The 20,643-nt window shown below is 68.2% G+C and carries 15 protein-coding genes and 1 pseudogene; 10 read left to right on the top strand and 6 right to left on the bottom strand.

The features are described 5' to 3' along the window. Window positions 1-139: 139 nt before the first annotated feature. Window positions 140-535, bottom strand: a pseudogene (locus tag EOV43_RS15985) (DUF1697 domain-containing protein); the annotation flags it as partial. 147 nt (window positions 536-682) lie between these two features. Between EOV43_RS15985 and EOV43_RS08740 the strand changes: the two are divergent. After that, window positions 683-2,413 carry an ABC transporter ATP-binding protein gene (locus EOV43_RS08740; RefSeq protein ID WP_128220945.1) on the top strand — a complete coding sequence of 577 codons (1,731 nt, stop codon included), beginning with the start codon at window positions 683-685 and terminating at the stop codon, window positions 2,411-2,413. Continuing rightward, a complete protein-coding gene (locus tag EOV43_RS08735; RefSeq protein WP_128220944.1) occupies window positions 2,410-4,380 on the top strand; it encodes an ABC transporter ATP-binding protein in 1,971 nt (656 codons plus the stop codon). The genes EOV43_RS08740 and EOV43_RS08735 overlap by 4 nt, the downstream gene beginning before the upstream one ends. Before the next feature lie 91 nt (window positions 4,381-4,471). Here EOV43_RS08735 and EOV43_RS08730 read toward each other — a convergent pair whose 3' ends face one another. Beyond that, window positions 4,472-6,058 carry a long-chain-fatty-acid--CoA ligase gene (locus EOV43_RS08730; RefSeq protein ID WP_128220943.1) on the bottom strand — a complete coding sequence of 529 codons (1,587 nt, stop codon included), beginning with the start codon at window positions 6,056-6,058 and terminating at the stop codon, window positions 4,472-4,474. A gap of 206 nt (window positions 6,059-6,264) precedes the next feature. Here EOV43_RS08730 and EOV43_RS08725 point away from each other — a divergent pair, with 206 nt between their 5' ends. Beyond that, a complete protein-coding gene (locus EOV43_RS08725; RefSeq protein WP_128220942.1) occupies window positions 6,265-7,452 on the top strand; it encodes a TetR/AcrR family transcriptional regulator in 1,188 nt (395 codons plus the stop codon). Between the two features lie 70 nt (window positions 7,453-7,522). Here the strand turns inward: EOV43_RS08725 and EOV43_RS08720 are convergent, their stop codons facing one another. After that, window positions 7,523-8,725 (bottom strand): oxygenase MpaB family protein, encoded by a 1,203-nt coding sequence (locus tag EOV43_RS08720; RefSeq protein ID WP_239022041.1) that lies wholly within the window; start codon window positions 8,723-8,725, stop codon window positions 7,523-7,525. Window positions 8,726-8,974: 249 nt separating this feature from the next. Here EOV43_RS08720 and EOV43_RS08715 point away from each other — a divergent pair, with 249 nt between their 5' ends. The 4 genes from EOV43_RS08715 (at window position 8,975) to EOV43_RS08700 (ending at window position 13,795) form a co-directional block, all read left to right on the top strand. Then, entirely contained in the window at window positions 8,975-10,633 is a 1,659-nt protein-coding gene (locus EOV43_RS08715; RefSeq protein WP_128220940.1) for a succinic semialdehyde dehydrogenase, read from the top strand. Further along, window positions 10,630-11,103, top strand: coding sequence for a DUF4334 domain-containing protein (locus EOV43_RS08710; RefSeq protein WP_128220939.1), 474 nt, complete (start codon window positions 10,630-10,632; stop codon window positions 11,101-11,103). Before EOV43_RS08715 ends, EOV43_RS08710 begins: the two co-directional genes overlap by 4 nt. Before the next feature lie 45 nt (window positions 11,104-11,148). Then, window positions 11,149-12,315, top strand: coding sequence for an acyl-CoA dehydrogenase family protein (locus tag EOV43_RS08705; RefSeq protein ID WP_128220938.1), 1,167 nt, complete (start codon window positions 11,149-11,151; stop codon window positions 12,313-12,315). Between the two features lie 307 nt (window positions 12,316-12,622). Continuing rightward, window positions 12,623-13,795: an IS30 family transposase gene (locus EOV43_RS08700; RefSeq protein WP_128222230.1), complete on the top strand. Its 1,173-nt coding sequence runs from the start codon at window positions 12,623-12,625 to the stop codon at window positions 13,793-13,795. A gap of 74 nt (window positions 13,796-13,869) precedes the next feature. Here EOV43_RS08700 and EOV43_RS08695 read toward each other — a convergent pair whose 3' ends face one another. Then, window positions 13,870-14,916 (bottom strand): hypothetical protein, encoded by a 1,047-nt coding sequence (locus EOV43_RS08695; protein WP_206611299.1) that lies wholly within the window; start codon window positions 14,914-14,916, stop codon window positions 13,870-13,872. 99 nt (window positions 14,917-15,015) lie between these two features. Between EOV43_RS08695 and EOV43_RS08690 the strand changes: the two genes are divergently transcribed. The 3 genes from EOV43_RS08690 to EOV43_RS08680 all read left to right on the top strand — a co-directional run bounded on the left by EOV43_RS08690 (window position 15,016) and on the right by EOV43_RS08680 (window position 16,740). Continuing rightward, window positions 15,016-15,603, top strand: coding sequence for a TetR/AcrR family transcriptional regulator (locus EOV43_RS08690; RefSeq protein ID WP_128220937.1), 588 nt, complete (start codon window positions 15,016-15,018; stop codon window positions 15,601-15,603). 101 nt (window positions 15,604-15,704) lie between these two features. Beyond that, window positions 15,705-16,280, top strand: coding sequence for a thymidine kinase (locus EOV43_RS08685; RefSeq protein WP_128220936.1), 576 nt, complete (start codon window positions 15,705-15,707; stop codon window positions 16,278-16,280). Window positions 16,281-16,287: 7 nt separating this feature from the next. Next, a complete protein-coding gene (locus tag EOV43_RS08680; protein ID WP_206611298.1) occupies window positions 16,288-16,740 on the top strand; it encodes an antitoxin Xre/MbcA/ParS toxin-binding domain-containing protein in 453 nt (150 codons plus the stop codon). Between the two features lie 97 nt (window positions 16,741-16,837). Here EOV43_RS08680 and EOV43_RS08675 read toward each other — a convergent pair whose 3' ends face one another. After that, entirely contained in the window at window positions 16,838-19,456 is a 2,619-nt protein-coding gene (locus tag EOV43_RS08675; protein ID WP_128220935.1) for a hypothetical protein, read from the bottom strand. Between the two features lie 227 nt (window positions 19,457-19,683). Beyond that, on the bottom strand, window positions 19,684-20,517 hold the full coding sequence (locus tag EOV43_RS08670) for a phosphate ABC transporter ATP-binding protein (protein WP_378529053.1): 834 nt from the start codon (window positions 20,515-20,517) through the stop codon (window positions 19,684-19,686). Window positions 20,518-20,643: the final 126 nt, after the last annotated feature.

Genomic DNA, 20,643 nt, shown 5'->3' with positions numbered 1-20,643 from the left:
CGTCGTCCAGCATCGCTGCGAGGGTGAGCGTCGTGCGCCAGTTCCGTACCGTCAACGAGCCGTAGACCGGGGATCCGACCACCTTCGTGACCTTGCTGCGGCTGGCCAACGCGTTGAAGCGACGGTGGTAGTAGGCGTGCTCGCCGAACGTCACGACGTCGACGTCGGGGTGGGTGGGCACGTGCGGTGCCACGTCGTCGGCGGTCACGTCGAGGTAGAACCCCACGTCGTAGCGGTACGCCTCGGCCTCGTTGCCGAAGCCTGCCGGGGCTCCAGCGACGACGGCACTGTAGGTGGGGGAGTCCAGGGCAAGCACCCGGACCGCAGAGTCGAGTGCGAACGTGTCGGGCAGGACAGCCTCCACCCGCGCGGCCACCCGCTGCGCGGCGAGGTCCGAGGTAAGCACGACGTTGCCGGACTGGATGTAGGTGGCGACGTCGTCGAACTCCTCCGACAGCGCGGCCCGGAGATCGGCCATCGGGATCCTGTTGCGACCCCCGACATTGATCCCTCGCAGCAGGACGACGTGCCTCATGTTCGGAGTCAAGCACGTGGCCCCAGCAAGGGGTGAGAGGTGGCGGGGGTGGGTGCCCCGTGCACGGCACAGGTGCTCAACTAGTCTCGACGGTTGCCGTCCCGACCCCGGGGCTGGCGTGAACCAGAGCTGCAGAACGGAGCGCCGATGCTGCTCAGACTCATCCTGGCCCACCTCAGGCCCTACCGATGGAACCTCGCCGCGATCATCGCGCTGCAGTTCCTCGGCACGGTGGCCCTACTGTGGCTGCCGAGCATCAACGCCGACATCATCGACCAGGGCGTCGTCACCGGGGACATCGGATACATCTGGGCCCAGGGCGGCTGGATGCTGATGGTTTCCGTCGTCCAGGCCCTGTGCGCCATCGCCGCGGTCTGGTTCAGTGCCCGGACCGCGATGGGCTTCGGACGCGACCTCCGGGCGCGGGTCTTCACCAAGGTCGGGGACTTCTCCGCCCGGGAGGTCCAGCAGATCGGTGCGCCGTCGCTGATCACCCGATCCACCAACGACGTCCAACAGGTCCAGATGGTCGTCCTGATGAGCGGCACCGTCATGGTGGCTGCGCCGATCATGATGGTCGGCGGCATCGTGATGGCCTTCAAGGAAGACCCGGGCCTCTCCTGGCTCGTCGCCGTCGTCGTCCCGGTGATGGCCGTCTGCGTCGGCTTCGTCGTCGTCCGACTTGTCCCGAGCTTTCGCCGCATGCAGGGCCGCATCGACGAGGTGAACCGGCTTCTGCGTGAGCAGATCACCGGTGTCCGCGTCGTGCGCGCCTTCGTGCGCGAGGAGCACGAACAGGACCGCTTCGCCGTCGCCAACAACGACCTGACCCGGGTCGCGATCAGCGCGGGGCGGTGGATGGCCTCGATGTTCCCGATCGTCATGGTCGTCTCCAACGTCGCCACCGTCGGCGTCATCTGGTTCGGTGGCCACCGCGTCGAGTCCGGCGCGATGGAGGTCGGTGCGATCACCGCCTACATCTCCTACGTCATGCAGATCGTGATGAGCGTGATGATGGCGACCTTCATGTTCATGGTTCTTCCGCGTGCGGCCGTCTGCGCCGAACGCATCACCGAGGTCCTCGACACCGACTCCTCCGTCGTCCCATCGGCCCAGCCGGTCACCGCACTCGTGCGGCCCGGACACCTCGAGCTCGACGGTGTCGGGTTCACCTATCCCGGCGCCGAGGCGCCCGTCCTCAACGGCGTCGACCTGCACGTCGGGCCGGGGGAGACCGTGGCCGTGATCGGCTCCACCGGATCGGGCAAGACCACCCTGGTCAACCTTGTTCCCCGCCTCTTCGACGCCACTGCCGGAGCAGTACGCGTCGGTGGCGTCGACGTGCGCGACCTCGATCCCGAACTCCTCGGCTCACAGATCGGGCTGGTCCCGCAGAAGGCGTTCCTGTTCACCGGTACCGTCGCCGACAACCTGCGCTACGGCAAGGCCGACGCAGACGAGGCCGAGATGTGGGCTGCGCTGGAGATCGCCCAGGCCCGAGACTTCGTCGAGGCGATGCCCGGCGGACTCGACGCCGAGATCGCCCAAGGCGGCGGCAACGTGAGCGGCGGCCAGCGGCAGCGCCTCGCGATCGCCCGTGCGGTGATCCGACGCCCCGCGATCTACCTGCTCGACGACTCCTTCTCCGCGCTCGACGTCGCCACCGACGCCCGACTGCGGGCAGCGCTCGCGCCCGTCACCACCGACGCCGCAGTCCTCGTGGTCGCCCAACGCGTGGCGACGATCCGTGACGCCGACCGGATCGTCGTCCTCGACGACGGCCGGGTGGTGGGCACCGGAAGCCACGACGAACTCCTGACGACCTGCGCGACCTACCGCGAGATCGTCGAGTCCCAGCAGAGCGGAGCCCTCTCATGAGCAGCCCGGACAACACGGCAGCGGAGAGCACAGCGGCAGAGACCGCGACCGCGGCGCAGGGTGACCTGAAGAAGACCGAGCGGATCCAACGCCCCCGTGGCGGACCGCACGGCGGTGGCGGCGTGGGGGAGAAGGCCGACGACTTCTGGTCCTCGGCTCGACGTCTCGTCGACCGGATGCGCCCCGAACGCGCCCGCATCGGGTTCGTCCTTGTCCTGACCGTGCTGTCAGTGGCAGTGTCGGCCGTGGGTCCGCGGATCCTGGGCCACGCCACCGACCTCGTCTTCAACGGACTCGTCGGGGCCCGGATGGAGCCGGGCACGCAGGTGCCCGAGGACGTCTCCACGATGGTGGAGCAGATGGACGTCGTGCCCGGCCACGGCGTCGACTTCGACGCCGTGGGCAAGGTGCTCCTCGGCGTCCTGGCGCTCTACCTCTTGGGTGCCCTCTTCGCCTGGCTGGCGGGCTTCGTCCTCAACGGTCTCGTGCAGGGCGTCGTACGTCGGCTGCGTGACGACGTGGAGGCCAAGATCCACCGTCTGCCGCTCGGTTACTTCGACCGGCAGCCCCGCGGCGAACTGCTCAGCCGCGCCACCAACGACATCGACAACGTCGCCCAGTCGCTGCAGCAGACCCTGAGCCAGCTCCTCACCGCCCTGCTGACGGTGATCGGTGTGCTCGCGATGATGCTGTGGATCTCCCCACTGCTGGCGCTGGTCGCACTCGTCTCCATCCCGGTGTCGATGGTCGTGGCCGGCCTGGTGATGAAGCGGTCGCAGTCGCTCTTCGTCAACCAGTGGCGCCAGACCGGCGTCCTCAACGGCCTGGTGGAGGAGTCCTACTCCGGCCACGCCCTGGTCAAGGTCTTCGGCCACCGCGAGGAGACCGAGGAGCGCTTCGGCAAGGTCAATGACGAGCTCTACCAGGCCTCGTGGAGCGCGCAGTTCGTGTCCGGTCTGGTGATGCCGATCATGGCGTTCGTCGGGAACCTCACCTACGTGGTCGTGGCCGTGGTCGGTGCCGTTCGGGTCACCGCCGGAACCTTGTCGATCGGTGAGGTGCAGGCGTTCATCCAGTACACCCGCCAGTTCAACCAGCCCGTCTCGCAGGTGGCGTCGATGGTGAACCTGTTGCAGTCCGGTGTTGCCTCGGCCGAGCGCGTCTTCCAGGTGCTCGATGCACCTGAGGAGGACGACACCGGTCGCCTCGCCCTCGTCGACGGTCCCGGTGAGGTCCGCTTCGAGGACGTCTCCTTCTCCTACGACCCTGAACGACCGCTGATCGAGCACCTCGATCTGGTGGCACGTCCCGGCGAGACGGTCGCGATCGTGGGCCCCACCGGTGCCGGCAAGACGACGCTGGTCAACCTCGTCATGCGCTACTACGAGGTGAACGCCGGACGCGTGCTGCTCGACGGCGTCGACATCGCCCAAGTCTCGCGCCGAGACCTGCGCGGCCGGATCGGCATGGTGCTCCAGGACACCTGGCTGTTCTCGGGCACGATCGCCGACAACATCGCCTACGGCCGTCCCGGAGCGACCCGGGACGAGATCGAGGCGGCCGCCCGGGCCACCTTCGTCGACCGGTTCGTGCACACCTTGCCGGAGGGCTACGAGACGGTGCTGGAGGAGGACGGGGCCAACCTCTCGGCCGGCGAACGACAACTGCTGACCATTGCCCGCGCCTTCCTCACCGACCCGGCGTTGCTCATCCTCGACGAGGCGACCAGCTCGGTCGACACCCGCACCGAGGCCCTGCTGCAGCAGGCGATGAAGGCGTTGCGTCAGGACCGCACCTCGTTCGTGATCGCACACCGCCTGAGCACGATCCGGGACGCCGACCTGATCGTCGCGATGGAGGACGGTCGGATCGTCGAGCAGGGAACGCACACCGAACTGCTCGCCGCCGGTGGCCTCTACGCCCGGCTCAGTGCGGCCCAGAGCGCTGCCGCCGGCGGGGAGGGCTGAACAGCGAGGACCCCGAACAAGCGAGGACCCCGAACAAGCGAGGACCCCGAACAACGGTGACGTCGTTCGGGGTCCTCGTTGCTCCTGAGACTCATGCGCCCTGAGGCGCCAGGGTCCGGTCCTGCTCGCGCAGCGTTCCCTTGAGGATCTTGCCGCCGGCATTGCGGGGGAGTTCGGGGAGCACGACGAGGTCCTTGGGCAGCTTGTACGAGGCCAACGAGCCGCGCAGGCTCTCGTGGAGTTCCTCGAGGGTGAGCGTGGTCTCAGGGGCGATCGAGACGACTGCGACGGGGACCTGGCCCCACTTCTCGTCCTCGCGTCCGATCACCGCGACCTCGCGCACGGCCGGGTGGTTGGCGATCGCGTTCTCGACCTCGGCGCAGTAGATGTTCTCGCCGCCGGAGATGATCATGTCCTTCTTGCGGTCGACCACCCAGACGAAGCCGTCCGGGTCCTGCTTGACGAGGTCGCCGGAGTGGAACCAACCACCGGCGAACGCCGCTGCGGTCTCGTTCGGCTTGTTCCAGTAGCCCTGCATGACGGTGGGGCCGCGGTAGACGATCTCGCCGATCTCGCCAGGGGCGACGTCGTTCATGAGTTCGTCGACGATGCGGTACTGGATGGTGGGGATGGGGCGGCCCACCGAACCCAGCTTGGTCAGCGCGTCCTCACCGTTCAGCACGCAGGTGATCGGGGAGGTCTCCGTCTGGCCGAAGACTGCCACGTTGCGGGCCTCGGGGAAGGTGCGTGCCATGGCGCGCAGGGTGGCATCGCTGGCCGGAGCAGCACCCCAGCTGATGATGCGGAGCTTGAGGTTGCGCTCGGCGATGCCGGGCTGGGCACAGATGAGGTCCCACTGCATCGGGACGTTGAAGACGATGGTCGCTCCCTCCTCCTCGTAGGCGTCGAGCACGGCTGCCGGGTCGAAGGCGCCCAGCGGATGGATCACGGTCGGGACGCCCAGGACGATGTTGGCCACGATCGAACCGAGCCCGGCGATGTGGAAGAACGGGGCGGTCAGGAAACCCACGTCGGACTCGTCGACCATGCCGTTGGCGCGGATGCAGGTGAGGGCCTGGATCTGCATGTTGCGGTGCGACAGCATCGCCCCCTTCGGTCGGCCCGTGGTGCCGGAGGTGTACATGATCAGAGCCGTCGCCCCCTCGGAGACGTCGGGAGGGTCGATCGGCTCGTGGGCGGCGATGAACTCCTCGTAGGCGTGGACGTTCGGGGCCTCTGAACTGAGGTCGACGTCGCCGAAGACGACGACGGTCGGGATCGCGGCGGAGTGCGGGGCGGCCTTGAGGAGCGGCAGGAGTGGGGCGTCGACGAAGATCGCCGACGGTGCGGAGTCACTGAGGATGTAGTCGAGTTCCGGGGGAGCGAGCCGGAAGTTGAGCGGCACGGCCATGGCGCCCAGCGTGTTCGCGGCGAAGACCGTCTCCACGAACCAGGGGTGGTTGAGGGTGAGCAGTGCGACCCGGTCGCCGGCGTCGACCCCCGAGGCTCGCAGTGCGGAGGCCCCGCGCCGGACGCGGTCGTCCAAGTCGGACCACGTCGTGACCTGCCCGCGGAACTTGAGGGCGGTGCTGTCGCCACGCATGGCGGCGTGGGTGGCGGTGTGGGCCATCCAGTGGTTGCGAAAACTCCATGCAGGGGCTGTGTCGGTGGTGGTCATGCGTCACTCCTCGAGCTGCGTACGCGGGCTGGTCGTGGTGAGGAGTATGCCGTGGGTCACACCTTCCGGGAAGGCTTTAGTTAATCAGGAATCACATTTTTGTGAACCCGGTGTCACGGGTGTGCTTGCACGTCGAACTTCTTCGGATCCGTGATTGACTTGCCCTCTTGCCGTGCGAGGCACGGCTGATCGATCAGGAGGACTCCATGACGCTCAAGGAGACGCCCGTGCGTCGGCGCCCCCGCAATCGACGCCAGATGGTCGTCGATGCGGCCGGCCCCGTCTTCAGTGAGCGCGGCTACCACGGGGCGTCGATGGAGGAGGTCGCCGCGAAGGTGGGCATCACCGCGGCTGCGCTCTACCGGCACTTCCCGAACAAGTACGCACTGTTCGCGCAGTGTGCCAACCGCATGGTCGACGACCTGCTCGAGGTGCTCGAACTCGACCCCCGCCCCGAGGGTCTGGGCGAACTCCTCCCTGCGCTGGCCGAGGTCACCTTGGGCAACCGGGCCTCAGGTGGTCTCTACCGGTGGGAGTCGCGTTACCTGGAGGCCGAGGACCGCGCGGGCTTGCGGACCAAGTTCGGTGTCCTAGTCGACGCCACCGCTCACGCAGTGGCGCGTGAACACCCCGGCCCCGAGATCCTGCTGCGCGCGAACGCCGCGCTCGGCGCGATCGGCTCGATCACCCAGCACCGCACACCGTTCGCGCGTGGAAAGGCCGTGGAACTTCTCTGCGGAGCCGCGGACCGGGTGGCGTCGGCTGATCTCTCGACGGTGCCGGCGTCGGCGTCCGTGGTGGTGCTCCCGCAGCGCCAGGATCCGCGCGGACGCCGCGGGGAGATCCTCGGCGTCGCCATCCCGTTGTTCGCCGAGCACGGATACCACAACGTCAGCATGGGGCAGATCGCCGGAGAGCTTGGCATGGGCTCCTCGGCCATCTATCGGCACTACCCGGTCAAGGCGGACATCCTTGCGGCGGCATGCCTGCAGGCAGCCGCCTTCCTTGAGCATGCCGTGGCCCAGTCCCTGCACGCCGTGCGGAGTGAAGGGCTCACAGGGGCTCACGCCTCGTTGGTTGCCCTGGTCTCGACCTACGTGGCCTACAGCTTCGAGGACAGCGCGCTGCGCAGTGTGGCCGAGGCCGAGATCATCGGCCTGCCCGCCGACCTTCAGCGTCCGGTTCGGCTGGCCCAGCGCGAGCACGTCTCGCTCTGGGAGCAGTTGCTGGCGCAGGCGCGTCCCGAGCTCGAGCCGCGCCAGGCGCGGACATTGGCCCACGCCGGCTTCGGTGTCGTGGTGGAGTCAGGCCGCCACCTCCGTTGGGAGGACACGCCGGCGCACCGTGACGCCGTCACCGCTCTGGTCCTGGCTGCGCTCGGCATCGCCGCCTGAGCAGCATGCGCAGGACAGGGGCACGGGATCGCCGTGCCCCTGCTCTGGGTGCGGTGCAGAATCCTGGCGGTCAGACGCGGTTCGTCTCCGGCAGGGTGATGAGAGTCGTCTGGGTGCTCTGGCCCTTGTTGAGGAAGGCCATGCCGAACGCCCGGATGAACTGGTCGAGAGCGTAGTAGGACAGCGGCAGGAACGGGATGGTTCCGCGGCGGAAAGCCATGTAGGTGGGCCATGCGACCCGGAGGAGCGCGGCTGCGGCGTAGTCGCGCCTGAGGTTGAGCCAGTCACCGATCTGGTCGCTCAGCAGGTAGCGCGCGAATTCGTTGAGCAGTCCGCGGGTGAGCCCGGCGTCGATGGAGCGAGGCATCTGGAGGAGCTGCTCGGCGAGGTCGCGGCCCTCCACCGTCGGGGCGAGGATCGGAGTCAGGACGTGGCGGGACTGCTCCTCGGCGTCCGCCCACGACTCGGGGATGAACTGCTCCTGGACGCCGAGCATGTGCAGTGCGACCTGCCAGGAGTGCAGGAACGCCTCGTCGTCCTTCCGGTTCTGCAGGAATCCCCAGCTGCGCAGCTTGGTGCGGGCGTAGGTGCCGGTCGAGTGGTAGGTGACCAGGATGTCGGCGTTCGAGATCGGGATGGTCTCGTCGGCGGCGGCGCGCCAGTGCGGGGACTGGGGAAGCAGGTGACGCACGGCCGAGTGCACCATGCGCGTCTTGGTGGCGGTGACGAGGAACTGGCCGCCCGGGTCGAACGCTCCGATCTGGGCGAGGTCGTAGCCGAACGAGAAGGTCTTGGCCGCGCGGTCCTGCATGTCGGAGCCGCCCTTGGACCAGTACACCGAGCGTGCTTCGCGCGGGATGACGGTGGACATCAGTCCGCCGCCGATGCCGTAGAGGATGAACAGGTGCGTGTCCAGGCGCCGGTTCACGTCGGTCGAGTGGGTCAGCATCTTCTTGTCCGCCCAGCTGGGCAGCTTGGCGTTGTCGGCGATCCAGCCCCGCAGGGGATCCGGGATGCCGGTGGGGACGGTGTCGCGGTTGTTGACCCACTTCTCCATGGCGCGGTTGGTCTGGGAGACCTGACCGTTCTGGATGACGTCGGCCATGATCTGGTCGATCTCGTCGTCCCAGATCCAGTTCGGGTCGTTGGTCTGGCCTGCGTAGGCGTTGCCCGCCAAGGATCCCTGGGAGTCCCAGGCCCACGCTGCGCCGGGGGCCATTGTGGCACCCAGCCCGAGGGCGGTGCCGAGGGACAACATGTTGCGTCTGCTCACTTCGGTCATTGCTGTTCCGTTCCGAGAGAGGGGCCACGTCGACGAGCTCAGGAGGCACAGAGGCACGTGATGTCGCGGGGCGCCCGAACTGGTGTGATTCCCGATTAACATAGGGAGCGGCGTTCACGGTTGGCAAGGCCCAGATGTGGACGTTGACTTATTGATCTCCCTGGTCCTAGCGTCCACGGCATGACGTGACGGCATGACGCTGCCGCGTCACTGCCCCGTCGCCGAGCCAGGAGCCACCTGATGACCGCAGAGACCGCTGCCCCCGGGGCTCCCGCCGAGGTGGAGTCCGGTGTCGGACCGACCGCCCCCCGGACGTCGAACGAGGTCGGTTCCGTCCGGCCGACGTGGGTCTCGGACTCCCGTGTTGCCCGGTGGACCAGCTGGGTGAGGCAGGGCGCAGACCCGGACGCGCCGGTCGGGTCCCAGACGGGCCTGGCGCCGTGGACCCTCGAACCCACCGCAGCCGTCCCCGTGAGCACCACCGTCGACGTCACCGACGCGGTACGCAGCGCTCGGGCCGCACACGCGGACTGGGCCCGCACCCCCTTCCGGGAAAGAGCGGAGATCGCCCTGCGGTTCCACGACCTGCTGCTGGCCGAACAGGACGAGGTGATCGACCTCATCCAGTGGGAGACCGGCAAAGCACGCTTCTCGGCCTGGCAGGAGATCGGCCAGGTTGCCGCCCTGGCCCGCCACTACGGACGTCGGGCAGAGCACTACCTGGCGCCACAGAAGCGTCGCGGCATGGTGCCCGGCGCCACGGTGGTCAAGGAACTCCGGGTGCCCAAGGGCGTCATCGGTGTCATCTCGCCCTGGAACTACCCCCTCTACCTCGGTGTCGGCGACGTGCTGCCCGCGCTCCTGGCGGGCAACGCCGTCGTCTCCAAGGCGGACAGCCAGACGCCGCTCACCCTGCTCTGGACGCGCGACCTGATGGCACGAGCCGGACTACCCGACGACGTGTGGCAGGTGGTCACAGGAGCCGGGGGCGTCACCGGTGCGGCGATCGTGGAGGCCGCCGACTTCATCATGTTCACGGGGTCGACGGCCACGGGGCGACGGCTCGGGGCGCAGGCCGGTGAGCGGTTGATCGGTGCCTCCCTCGAACTCGGGGGCAAGAATCCGCTCCTCGTGCGTGCCGACGCCGACCTGGTCGCGGCAGCCCACGGGGCTGCGAACGCCGCCTTCGCCAACACCGGTCAGATGTGCATCCACGTCGAGCGGATCCACGTCCACGAGAACGTTTATGACGAGTTCAAGCACGAGTTCGTGGCAGCCGTCGAGGCGATGCGCCTGGGGGCGGCCTATGACTATGACGTCGAGGTCGGCTCCCTGACCTCGACGGAGCAGTTGGCGACCGTGGCCGAGCACGTGCGCGACGCGGTGGAGCGAGGTGCGTCGCTGCTGTCCGGCGGCCGAGCGCGCCCCGACGTCGGTCCTCTGTTCCATGAGCTCACCGTGCTCGAAGGCGTCACTGCGGACATGAAGGTGTACGACGAGGAGACCTTCGGGCCGGTGGTGTCGCTGTACAGCTTTCGCGACGACGACGACGCGGTCGCCCAGGCCAACCGTGGCAGCTACGGGCTGTCGGCCTCGATCTGGGGCAAGGACGTGCGTGCCGCTGAAGCTCTCGCGCTCAGGATCCGTGCCGGTGCGGTCAACATCAACGACGGTGCCGCGGCTGCCGCCGGAAGCGTCGAGGCCGGGATGGGCGGCATGGGGGACAGCGGACTGGGCCGCCGCCACGGGGCCGAGGGGATCCGGAAGTACACCGACGCACAGACCGTCGCCCGCCAGCGGTGGATGCCGCTCGGGCCGCCGCCCGGCTCGTCGGTCGAGCGTTTCGTCCACGCCACCACCAAGCAGTTGGGGCTGATGAAGAGGATCGGCCTGAGGTGAACGCGATCCAGGCCGCCGCTCGGTTCGGGATCATCCGTGAGGCAGAGGGCCCCGCGGTCCACGATAACCTCGAGGAGATCTGGGACGCACTCGAGACCGTCCGGCCCGAGGAGATCCTCGGTCAGTGGCGTGGTTTCGCCTTCGACACCGGCCACCGCGTGCATGCGCTGCTGGACGGCGCGCGCTGGTACGGCAAGCGGTTCGACGCCCTTGACGACGTCAAGCCGATGGTGTGCCGGGGTGAGGACGGGGAACTCTTCTCCGACGTCGCTGCCGGCCGGGGGGAGGCCAGCCTGTGGAACATCGAGTTCCGGGGGCAGGTGACCGCTTCGATGGTCTACGACGGGCAGGCGGTGATTGACCACTTCAAACGCGTCGACGACCGGACCCTCATGGGTGTGATGAACGGAAAGGCCAGGTGGGTGCTCGACCGAGGGCGCCACTTCTGGTTCGGCCTCGAGCGTGACTGAACGCCACGGGCACCACGAATTCGACAGGAAAAGAGGAACGACACGATGACCAGTGGAGTGGTTTCACCGCACCGGAGCCTGTACGACGAGGACCACGAGGCCCTGCGCGAGACAGTGCGGGCCTTCGTCGCCAAGCACGCCGCGCCCAATGCAGAGAAGTGGGACAAGGAGGGAAAGGTCGAGCGCTGGCTCTTCGCCGAAGCGGCGGCAGCTGGTCTCCTGGGGTTCAACATCCCCGAGGAGTACGGCGGCGCCGGTATCACCGACTTCCGGTTCAACGCCGTCATCGGCGAAGAGTTCTCCCGCAACCCGGTCTCCTCGGGCATGGCAGGCATCGGCCTCTCCAGTGACATCGTGATCCCGTACTTCACCGAGCTCACCAACGACGAGCAGAAGGCCCGCTGGCTGCCCGGGATCGCGAGTGGCGAGCTCATCACCGCCGTCGCGATGACCGAGCCCGGTACCGGCAGTGACCTGGCCGGTATCGCCACCTCTGCGGTCCGTGACGGCGACGAGTACGTCGTCAACGGGTCGAAGGTGTTCATCTCCAACGGTCAGAACGCCGACCTCGTGGTGACCGCGGTTCGCACGAGTGCTGATCCCCACAAGGGGCTCAGCCTGATCGTGATCGAGGCCGACAGTGAGGGCTTCAGTCGTGGCCGCAACCTGGAGAAGGTCGGCCTCCATGCCCAGGACACCAGCGAACTCTTCTTCACCGACGTCCGGGTGCCGGCCGCCAACCTGCTCGGCAACGAGGGTGACGGGTTCATCGGTCTCATGCGCAACCTCCCGCAGGAGCGGATCTCCATCGCGGCCAACGCCGTGGCGTCCTGTGAAGGCGTTCTGGAGCGGACCCTGGAGTACGTCCGTACCCGCAAGGCGTTCGGCAAGCCGATCGGCAACTTCCAGAACACTCGATTCGAGATCGCCGACATGGTCACGGCCGTGCGGGTGAGCCGGACCTACGTCGACGAACTCCTGGCCCGCCATTCCGAAGGTCAGCTCAGCGCTGTGGAAGCGGCTGCAGCGAAGTTCCACTGCACCGAGCAGTACGTGAACGTCGTCAACCGTTGCCTGCAGTTGCACGGTGGGTACGGCTACATGCTCGAGTACCGGATCGCCAATGACTACCTTGACTCCCGGATCACGACGATCTACGGCGGCACGACCGAGATCATGAAGGAGATCGTGGGTCGCGACCTCGGTCTCTGATCACAGCAGCGAGGGCCCGGGACGCGTCGGCGGGTTCTAGCGGTCCTCGCAACACCTTCGATCTGAAGGAGTTGCGAGGACCGTGTCGTTTGAGGACCTGAACGCGGAGTTGAAGGCGAAGTTGTTGGCCCGGCTTGAGGGGTATCCGCACGTGAGTGCGGTGGCGCGCGAACTGGGCATCAATCGCCACACGGCGGCGGGGTGGGCGCGTCAGGCGGGGTGGAAACGCCCGTCGGGAGCACCGAATCTTGGTGGACAAAGGCCGCATCCCCGGCGTGGTGAGTACTTCGAGCTGCGCCGTGTTGGTGTGCCTCGTCGACGTGCGGCTGAGCAGGTGGGGGTGAATGTCCGGACTGCATGGGACTGGGACCAGGGGGTTCGTAAGAGCAGCAACGCTCGGGTGTATCCCGACGGGCGCCGGGTCGACTATCGGACTGGACGCACCACCATGGGCCCCGTGACTTCGCTGTTGGTGGCTGTCGAGAAACCCCTGGACCCGCGGTTCTTGTCCCTGGCTGAGCGCGAACAGATCCGTGATCTGCTCGGTGAGGGCCACTCCTGTCGCGAGGTCGCGCGTCGGCTGGGACGGGCACCGTCCACGATCACCCGCGAGATCCACGCCAACTCGGATGCGGCCGGGAATTATCGTCCCTACGCCGCGCAACGTTCCTCGGCACTTCGTCGGGCACGGCCCAAGAACCGCAAACTGATGCTCGAGGGTCCGCTGCGCGAGTTCGTGGCCGCTGGCCTGCGTGAACGGTGGTCGCCCGAACAGATCTGTCACGCTCTACGAGATGAACATCCCCACGACGAGGCCATGCGTGTGAGCCACGAGACGATCTACCAGGCTCTGTACTTCCAGGCCCGGGGCGGGGTGAAGAAGGAAGTTGCCGCCGCGATCCGGACCGGCCGTACCCGCCGCAAACCACACCGCGACCCCAGCCAGCGCACGAGTCGGTTCGTTGACGAGATGATCATGATCAGTGACCGGCCCGCTGAGGTCGACGACCGCGCGGTCCCCGGACACTGGGAAGGCGACCTGATCACGGGCGCGTTCAACAAGACCGCGATCGGCACGTTGGTCGAACGGAGCACCCGCTACGTGATGTTGCTGCATCTGCCCAACGGGCACAGCGCTGAGGAAGTCCGTGACGCGTTGACCCGCCAGATCCAGACCTTGCCCGAGCATCTTCGGGGGTCGTTGACCTGGGACCAGGGCGCGGAAATGGCCGGGCACAAACAGTTCACGATGGCCACGAACATGCCGGTCTACTTCTGTGATCCCGCGTCACCGTGGCAGCGCGGCAGCAACGAGAACACCAACGGGCTGCTGCGTCAGTACTTCCCCAAGGGCACCGACTTGTCGGTGTACGGGCCAGCAGACCTCGAACACGTGGCCCAGCAGTTGAACGGTCGCCCACGCAAAACGCTCGGCTGGAAGAAACCAGCCGAGCGTCTGCGTGATCTACTCACCGCTTGAAACAACGAGCAGGTGTTGCGTTGACCCCTTGAAACCGCCGTCTGCGTCCCGGGCCCTCGTCGTGCGCTGATCGCTCAGGCGGTGATCGGCGCTGCGTTGGTGTCAGCGTCGGTGTCAGCGCCGGCGTCCGTCGTGGTGGTGCCGCGGACGGCGCCCACCGCCAGGAGGCCGGCGCCGATGATCACCCAGCAGGCCAGGGTGAGGCCGGCGACCGCTCCGCCGGCGAAGTCGAAGTAGGCGGCCGAACGGACCAGCGAACCGGTGGCGCCGGGGGGCAGGATCTGGCCGAAGGTGCCGATGCCCGCGGGAAGCCAGGCGCCGGTGGTGGCGATGCCGGCCAGCGGGTTGCCGAGGAACATCATCGACGCCGCACCGATCGTGAAGCCCTTGCCGCCCAAGACCTCCTGGAGCCCGGCGAGCGGGAACGCGAGGGCCGCGATGCCCAGGGCCATCGCACCGGCGACCTGGAGGAAGACGCCGTCGGTGCTGCCGAACCAGAACTGCAGCACGGCCGAGACGATCAGGCCGCCGACCAGCGAGAACGCCGTGATGCCGGCGATCCGGCCTGCCGCGCTGCGCGGGAAGACGGTGCGGAACGCGACGACGGGGACGATGCCACCGAAGACGAGCGGGAAGGCAAGTCCGCCGATGCCGATGCCCGAGGGGTCCTCGGCGGGCAGGGGCACCACGTCGTCGACGACGACGTCGAGTCCGGCTGCGCGGGCGACCTGGGTGGCGGTGCTCGTCACGGTGCCGGAGATGGCGGTGCCGCCGGCGCTGGCGACCACGGAGGTCACCTCGGTGTCGGTGACGGCAAGTCCGCCGGCGAGGTCACGCTCGCTCACCTGGGTGTGCAGCTCGTCGAGGGTGGCCACTGCGACGACGTCGAACGCGTCGGGGGAGGCGGTGTCGAGCTGCTGCTGCAGGGCAGCGGCGTTCTCGGTGGTGCCGACGACGCCCAGGGCAAGGTCGTGGGGACCGCTCTTGAGGGAGGGCAGGATGAAGAGCGCCAGGAGGACGACGAGGACGGCCCCGAGTGCCACGGTGAGTCCGGTCAGGCGGACCCAGGCGGGCGGCGGCGTCCGGTCGGCTCGAGGTGCGACGTTCTCCTGGCTGGTCATGCGTGTCCCCTTTCGCTCAACTGGAGGGAAATCCTCCGGTTATGAGTGAAACTATCCTCCGGTAAGGTCCGAGGTGCAACTCCTCGGAAGGTGGAACCAGTGCGTGCTGATGCAATGCGACGCAGGGCGGCCCTGATCTTTGCTGCCCGCAAGCTCTTCGCGGAGCACGGGTCCGAGGTCGCCCTGGAGACGGTGGCCACGGAGGCCGGCGTGGGAATCGCCACGCTCTACCGCAACTTCGAGTCCCGGGCCCAGCTCCTCGACCACGTGGCCCTGTCGATCCTCTCGGAGGTGCACGAGGCGACCCTGCGCGCCGAGAGCGTCGCGGCCGGGGAGGAGCGTTCCCACGAGGCATGGGTCGGTCTCGTCGACGACCTCGTCGCCCTCGACCTCGGGGCACTCACCCAGGCGCTGGCCGTCGCCGACGCACGCGAGCTCTCCGCCGAGGTCCGCGACCAGCAGTCCTTGGCCGTGGGCCGCCTCGACGCCCTGCTCCGCACCCTGAGCGCTGCCGGCGTCGTGCGTGAGGACCTCCGGGCCCAGGAACTCGTCGTGGCACTCGCCGTGGTGACCCGTCCCCAGCCGGACGCCATCGTTCGTGCCCTGCCCGGGATCCGCGCCAAGGTGATCGCGATGCTGGTCGACGGGATGCGTCCCGAAGGTGCCCCGGCACTCGTCTCGCCCTGACTCCGAGCACGGCTCCCGGCGGCGTGGGAAATCCCACTGGTGAGCGAGGGCGACCGGTGCCGGGTTCGGGCCGGGGGCCCGCTCTCGCCTACCGTCGTCCGGTGGACCTCACCGTCATTCTCGGCCCGATGAAGTCGGGCAAGTCGCTCGAACTGATCTCCCTGCTCTCCCCGCTGCGTCACTCCAACGTGACCCACGCGGTCTACCAGTCCTCGCGTCACGGCCGCGACGACGGCGTCGTCTCCCGCGTCGGAGGCGTGCTGGAGACCCGTAAGGTGAACGACCTCTCCAGTGCGCTCGACGACGACGTCGAGGTGGTGGGCGTCGACGAGGTGCACATGTTCGGTGCCGACGACGTCGCAGTCGTGGCCGCACTGCTCGAACGTGGCACCCGCGTCGTGGTCGCCGGACTCGACCTCGACCACCTGGGTCGCCTCTTCGAACCCGTCATCGGACTTCTCGAGCTGGGCCCCGCCAAGGTCGTCCACCGGCGTGCCGTGTGCGACTGCTGCCGCCGCTTCAATGCCACCCACACCCAGGTGTTGCACCACGGAGAGCCCTACCTCGCCGACTCCACCGGTGCGCTGCCCGACGACGGTACGTACACCTACGAGGCTCGTTGCCGCTCCTGCTTCGTGGGACCGGTGCGCGCCCCCGGCCCGACGCCGATGGGATGATGTGCAGGTGAAGCGCACCGGCAAGTCCTCGCGACAGACCTCGTCCTCGGGCAAGGGCGGGCGCGCCCCTGCCGTCATGATGAACCCGATGGCCGAACAGGTCGGCCCTGAGTTCCACGACGAGACCGGGATGCGCGACGCGTTGGCGGGGCCGGACGAGGAGCTCCTGACGGCCGCCGAGCTGGACCGTCTCTGCGAGAGCCGCGCAGTGATGGCCGTGGCCGCCTTCGACGGCACCCGGATGTTCCCCACCTGGCAGGTCCGTGACGGCGCTGTCCTCCCGGGCCTGGGTGAGGTGTTGGTCGCGATGACCGGTCAGCCGGCCTGGTCGGTCGCGCTCTGGGTGAGCACCCCGCACGACGACCTGGACGGGCGCAGCCCGCGTCAGCTCCTCGAGGCTGGCGACGACACCGCAGGGCTGGTCGAACTGGCCGCGGAGACCGCCCGACGCTGGAGCTGAGGCTCTCTCCTCTCGTGCTGCGCGTCACCCCGACGACGCGACGAGGCCCGCACCGCCTCCAGGTGGTGCGGGCCTCGTCGCGTTCTCGGCGGTGGGATCAGCGGGCGACCTTGGTGGTGGCCTTCGACTTCTTCGTCAGGGGGGCGTGGCCCGGCTTGGTGCCGGTCACCTTGACGGTGACCTTCTTGCCCTTCTGGGCCTTGGTCAGCTTCAGGGTCTTCTTGGTGGCGCCCTTGATCGCCTTGCCGTTGGCGTACCACTTCACCGAGGTCTTCGCGCCGGTGCTCCAGGAGCCGATGGTCACGGTGAGCTTCTTCCCGACCTTGGCCTTGCCTGACAGCTTCGGGGTGGCACCGGAGAGTGTGCCCTTCTTGACCGCTGCGGTGGCCTTGGACGTGGCCGACTTCTTCGCCCCGGTGACGGTGACGGTCAGCTTCTTGCCGGCGTCAGCGGCCACCGGGGTGTAGGCGGTGCCGGTGGCGCCCTTGATGGCGACGCCGTTGCGCTTCCATTGCTGGGTGAGCTTGGCGGTGGTGGTCCAGGCGCCGACCTTGGCGGTGATCTTCTTGCCGACCTGAGCGGTGCCGGTGATCGTCGGCGTACCAGCGACCTCGACCACCTCGGGTGCGGTGATCTTCTTGGCGGAGATCTTGAACACCTGGTTGTCGGTGTCCTTGTTGACCACGAAGACGTTGCCCTTGCCGTCCTCGTGCACGTGATTGGGCTTGGTGATCGGCAGGTTCGCGACCTTGTTGCCGTCGAGGTCGAGGACGGTGACCGTGGTGCCGCCGAAGTTGGTGACGAAGGCGGTGCGAGAGACGGGCTCGAAGGCGACGTTCAGTGCGCCCGCGCCGGTCGGGACCTCCGTGAGCGTGGTGGCCGCGGTGAAGTCGTCGTTCCACTGCAGGACGTTGACCTCGTCGGTCTGGGCAGCGACGAACATCCGCTTGGTCTTCGGGTCGAAGGCGACGCCGGACGCACCGCGGGAGGTGACGGCCTGGATCTCGGGGAGTTCCACGACGGTGTGCTGGCGGGTGGTGGTGTCGACGACCATCGCGGCCTGCGAAGTGTTGGAGACCGTGAAGAGCTTGCCGTGTTCGACGTCGAGCTCGAGGCTCATGGGGGAGAACTCAGCGCGCGGGACGTCGGAGGCGATCGTGGTGATCAGCTCGTACTTGACCCCGTCCTTGTCGTTGTCGTTCGCCTCGAAGACACCGATCCCACCGAAACCGCTGGTCCCCTCGGATGCGGAGGAGACGTAGACGACGTCGTGGGTGGGGTCGTAGAGCGCGTCGCGGGTGTGGGCCAGGGTGCCTCGCGGGGCCTGGTGCTTGAGTTCGAGCGTGGCAGCGTCGTACACGGCGACGGTGTTCTGACGAGTGTTGGTGACCCACACGTTGCCGTGGTGGTCGTCAACGCCGACGCCGTAGGCGGCCCACTTCACGCCCGCGCTCTCCTCCGCCGGGACCACAGAAGCGCGTACGGCGAGGGTGGTCGGGTCGAGCTTGTAGAGCGTCGAGGTGGCGGTGACGGAGGCAGTGGTCGCGTAGATCGCGTCCTGCTTCTCCGAGTAGGCGGTCTGGTAGAGACCCTGCTCGATCGCACCGGGGGCGGTGCTGAGCATCTCGTAGGAGTCGGTGTTGAGGAGCGCCGAGGAGGGGGAGATCTTCGCGGCGACGGTGAAGGTCGTGGCCGAGGGCGAACTCTGGGCGAGGACGAAGTCGCGGGTGCCCAGATAGGGGCCCTCGGGCAGGGCGAACGTGCCCTGCGCGGAGCCGTCGGAAGCGACGGAGAACGGGGCGTCCAGGACGTTGGTGGGGCCCTTGTCGGTGGTGACGGTGAGGGAGGCGAAGCGCGCGCCGGGCTCGCCGTTCACGATCGTGACGGTGCCCTGGCTGTCGAGGGCGATGTTGGACAGAGTCACCAGTGGAGCGACGGTGAAGGTGGCCACGGCGTCGGGGTCGTTGCCGTCGGCCCGCTCGACGACGACCTGGTGACGTCCACCGAGGAGCGAACCGAGGACGACGGTGATGCTGGCATCGAGCGAGCCGTCGGCCTTGGCGGTCGCGGTGCCGTAGGTAGTGCCGCCGACGGCGGACTTCACCGTCACCACCTCGTTGGCACGGAAGCCGGTGCCCTTGACGGTGATCTTCTGGCTGGTGGTGCCACGGCTGGACGTGACCGGCGCGGAGGCGGTGACGACCGGGGCGGCGACGGCGTCGGCGGCGACCGCGAAGCTGTCGGTGGTGCACGAGATGCCGGGGTCGGAGCCGAGGACGCGGAGGTAGTGGGGGAGCCCGGCGTTCTTCGGGTTCACGGTCGGGCTGTCGATGTCGGCCGGAATCGTGACCGAGCCCTCGAGGGTGCCGTCGGCGTCGAGCTGGACGGTGCCGACCACTCCGCCTGTCGCGGCGACGCCTTCGTAGACGCCTCCGCCGGGGCCGGCCGCGTCGAACTTGATCGAGAGCACCTGCCCCTGCGGGGCCTCGGCGGTGCCGGAGACCTTGAAGCCGGACCCGGCGAAGTGCAGGGTCTGCCCGGCGGCGATCGGGCCACTGGAGGTGACGTACAGCTCACCGGGGCCGTTGCAGGCACCCGGGGCGCCCTCAGGGCCTGCCTGGGCGGCGGTGAGTCCGAGGGACAGGGTGAGGGACGACGCCACGGCGGACGCCGCGAGACCTGCGACGACCCTGCGTCGGATGCGAGTGCTGCTCACGATCTGCTCCTGCTCCTGAGCCCCGAAGGGCAGATGTTGTGTAGGTAAGGCAACCCTTAGTCATGTCAAGGTGAGGGAAACCTAACAGATCAAAGTGGAGCTGCGTACAGGGGTTTCTGGCGTGCGGTCGGCATCACGTGGCGCGGGTGGTCCAGGGGAGGCACGCACAGGACCCCATGGCCGTGAGAGGCCGTGGGGTCCTGTGTGACGTGCGTGAGGTGCTGTGGTCAGCCGAAACGACCGTTGACGTAGTCCGAGGTCCGCTGGTCCTGGGGCTCGGAGAACATCGCCTCCGTGGGGCCGTGCTCGACGATCACGCCCGGGGTGCCGTGCGAGGCGAGGAAGAAGGCGCACTGGTCGGAGACGCGGTGGGCCTGCTGCATGTTGTGGGTCACGATGACGATCGTCACCTGCTCGGCGATCTGGGTGATCGTCTCCTCCACCACGCGGGTGGAGGTGGGGTCCAGGGCCGAGCAGGGCTCGTCCATCAGCAGGACGCGGGGCTTCACCGCGAGCGATCGGGCGATGCAGAGGCGCTGTTGCTGGCCGCCGGAGAGTGCCGAACCGGGCTGACGCAGGCGGTCCTTGACCTCGTTCCAGAGTCCGGCGCGACGCAGCGACTCCTCGACCAGGCTCTCTTCCGCGTCGCGGTCGAGGCGCGCGCCGGTGAGGTGCAACCCGGCCAGGACGTTCTCCTGGATCGACATCGCCGGGAACGGGTTGGGCTTCTGGAACACCATGCCCACCTGGCGTCGGGCGTCAGTGAGACGTCGTTCGGCGTCGTAGAGGTCGACGCCCTCCAGCAGCACCTCGCCAGCCAGGGCGGCGCCGGGCACCAGCTCGTGCATCCGGTTCAGCGTGCGCAGAAACGTGGACTTGCCGCAGCCCGAGGGCCCGATCAGCGCGGTGACCTGACCGGCAGGCATGGTCAAGGAGACGCGGTCGAGGACCTTGCGCTCGCCGAACCACGCCGAGACCGCCCGGGCTTCGAGGGTGGCCGGTTCGGCCGCGACCTCGGGGGCGCTGCGGTGTGCGCGGTGTGCGCCGCTGGTCCACGGCAGGCGGAGGCGTCCACCTGACGGCGTCGGCGGGCGCGGGGCGGGGGCGGTGCTCCGGGAGTCGACGTCGGACCCGTCCTCGAACTGCTCGCCGCCTGCACGGTCGGTGATGAGGGTGGTGTCGAGGAA

The sequence above is a fragment of the Nocardioides yefusunii genome (assembly GCF_004014875.1).
Lineage (GTDB): Bacteria > Actinomycetota > Actinomycetes > Propionibacteriales > Nocardioidaceae > Nocardioides > Nocardioides yefusunii.
The sequence above is the reverse complement of the archived record's forward strand: the minus strand, read 5'-3'. Positions and strand labels throughout refer to the sequence as shown.

Bases quoted from the DNA above. Each gene is read 5' to 3' on its own strand.
- EOV43_RS08740 (WP_128220945.1), top strand. From the start codon at position 683: ATGCTGCTCAGACTCATCCTGGCCCACCTCAGGCCCTACCGATGGAAC.
- EOV43_RS08735 (WP_128220944.1), top strand. From the start codon at position 2,410: ATGAGCAGCCCGGACAACACGGCAGCGGAGAGCACAGCGGCAGAGACC.
- EOV43_RS08730 (WP_128220943.1), bottom strand. From the start codon at position 6,058: ATGACCACCACCGACACAGCCCCTGCATGGAGTTTTCGCAACCACTGG.
- EOV43_RS08725 (WP_128220942.1), top strand. From the start codon at position 6,265: ATGACGCTCAAGGAGACGCCCGTGCGTCGGCGCCCCCGCAATCGACGC.
- EOV43_RS08715 (WP_128220940.1), top strand. From the start codon at position 8,975: ATGACCGCAGAGACCGCTGCCCCCGGGGCTCCCGCCGAGGTGGAGTCC.
- EOV43_RS08705 (WP_128220938.1), top strand. From the start codon at position 11,149: ATGACCAGTGGAGTGGTTTCACCGCACCGGAGCCTGTACGACGAGGAC.
- EOV43_RS08695 (WP_206611299.1), bottom strand. From the start codon at position 14,916: ATGACCAGCCAGGAGAACGTCGCACCTCGAGCCGACCGGACGCCGCCG.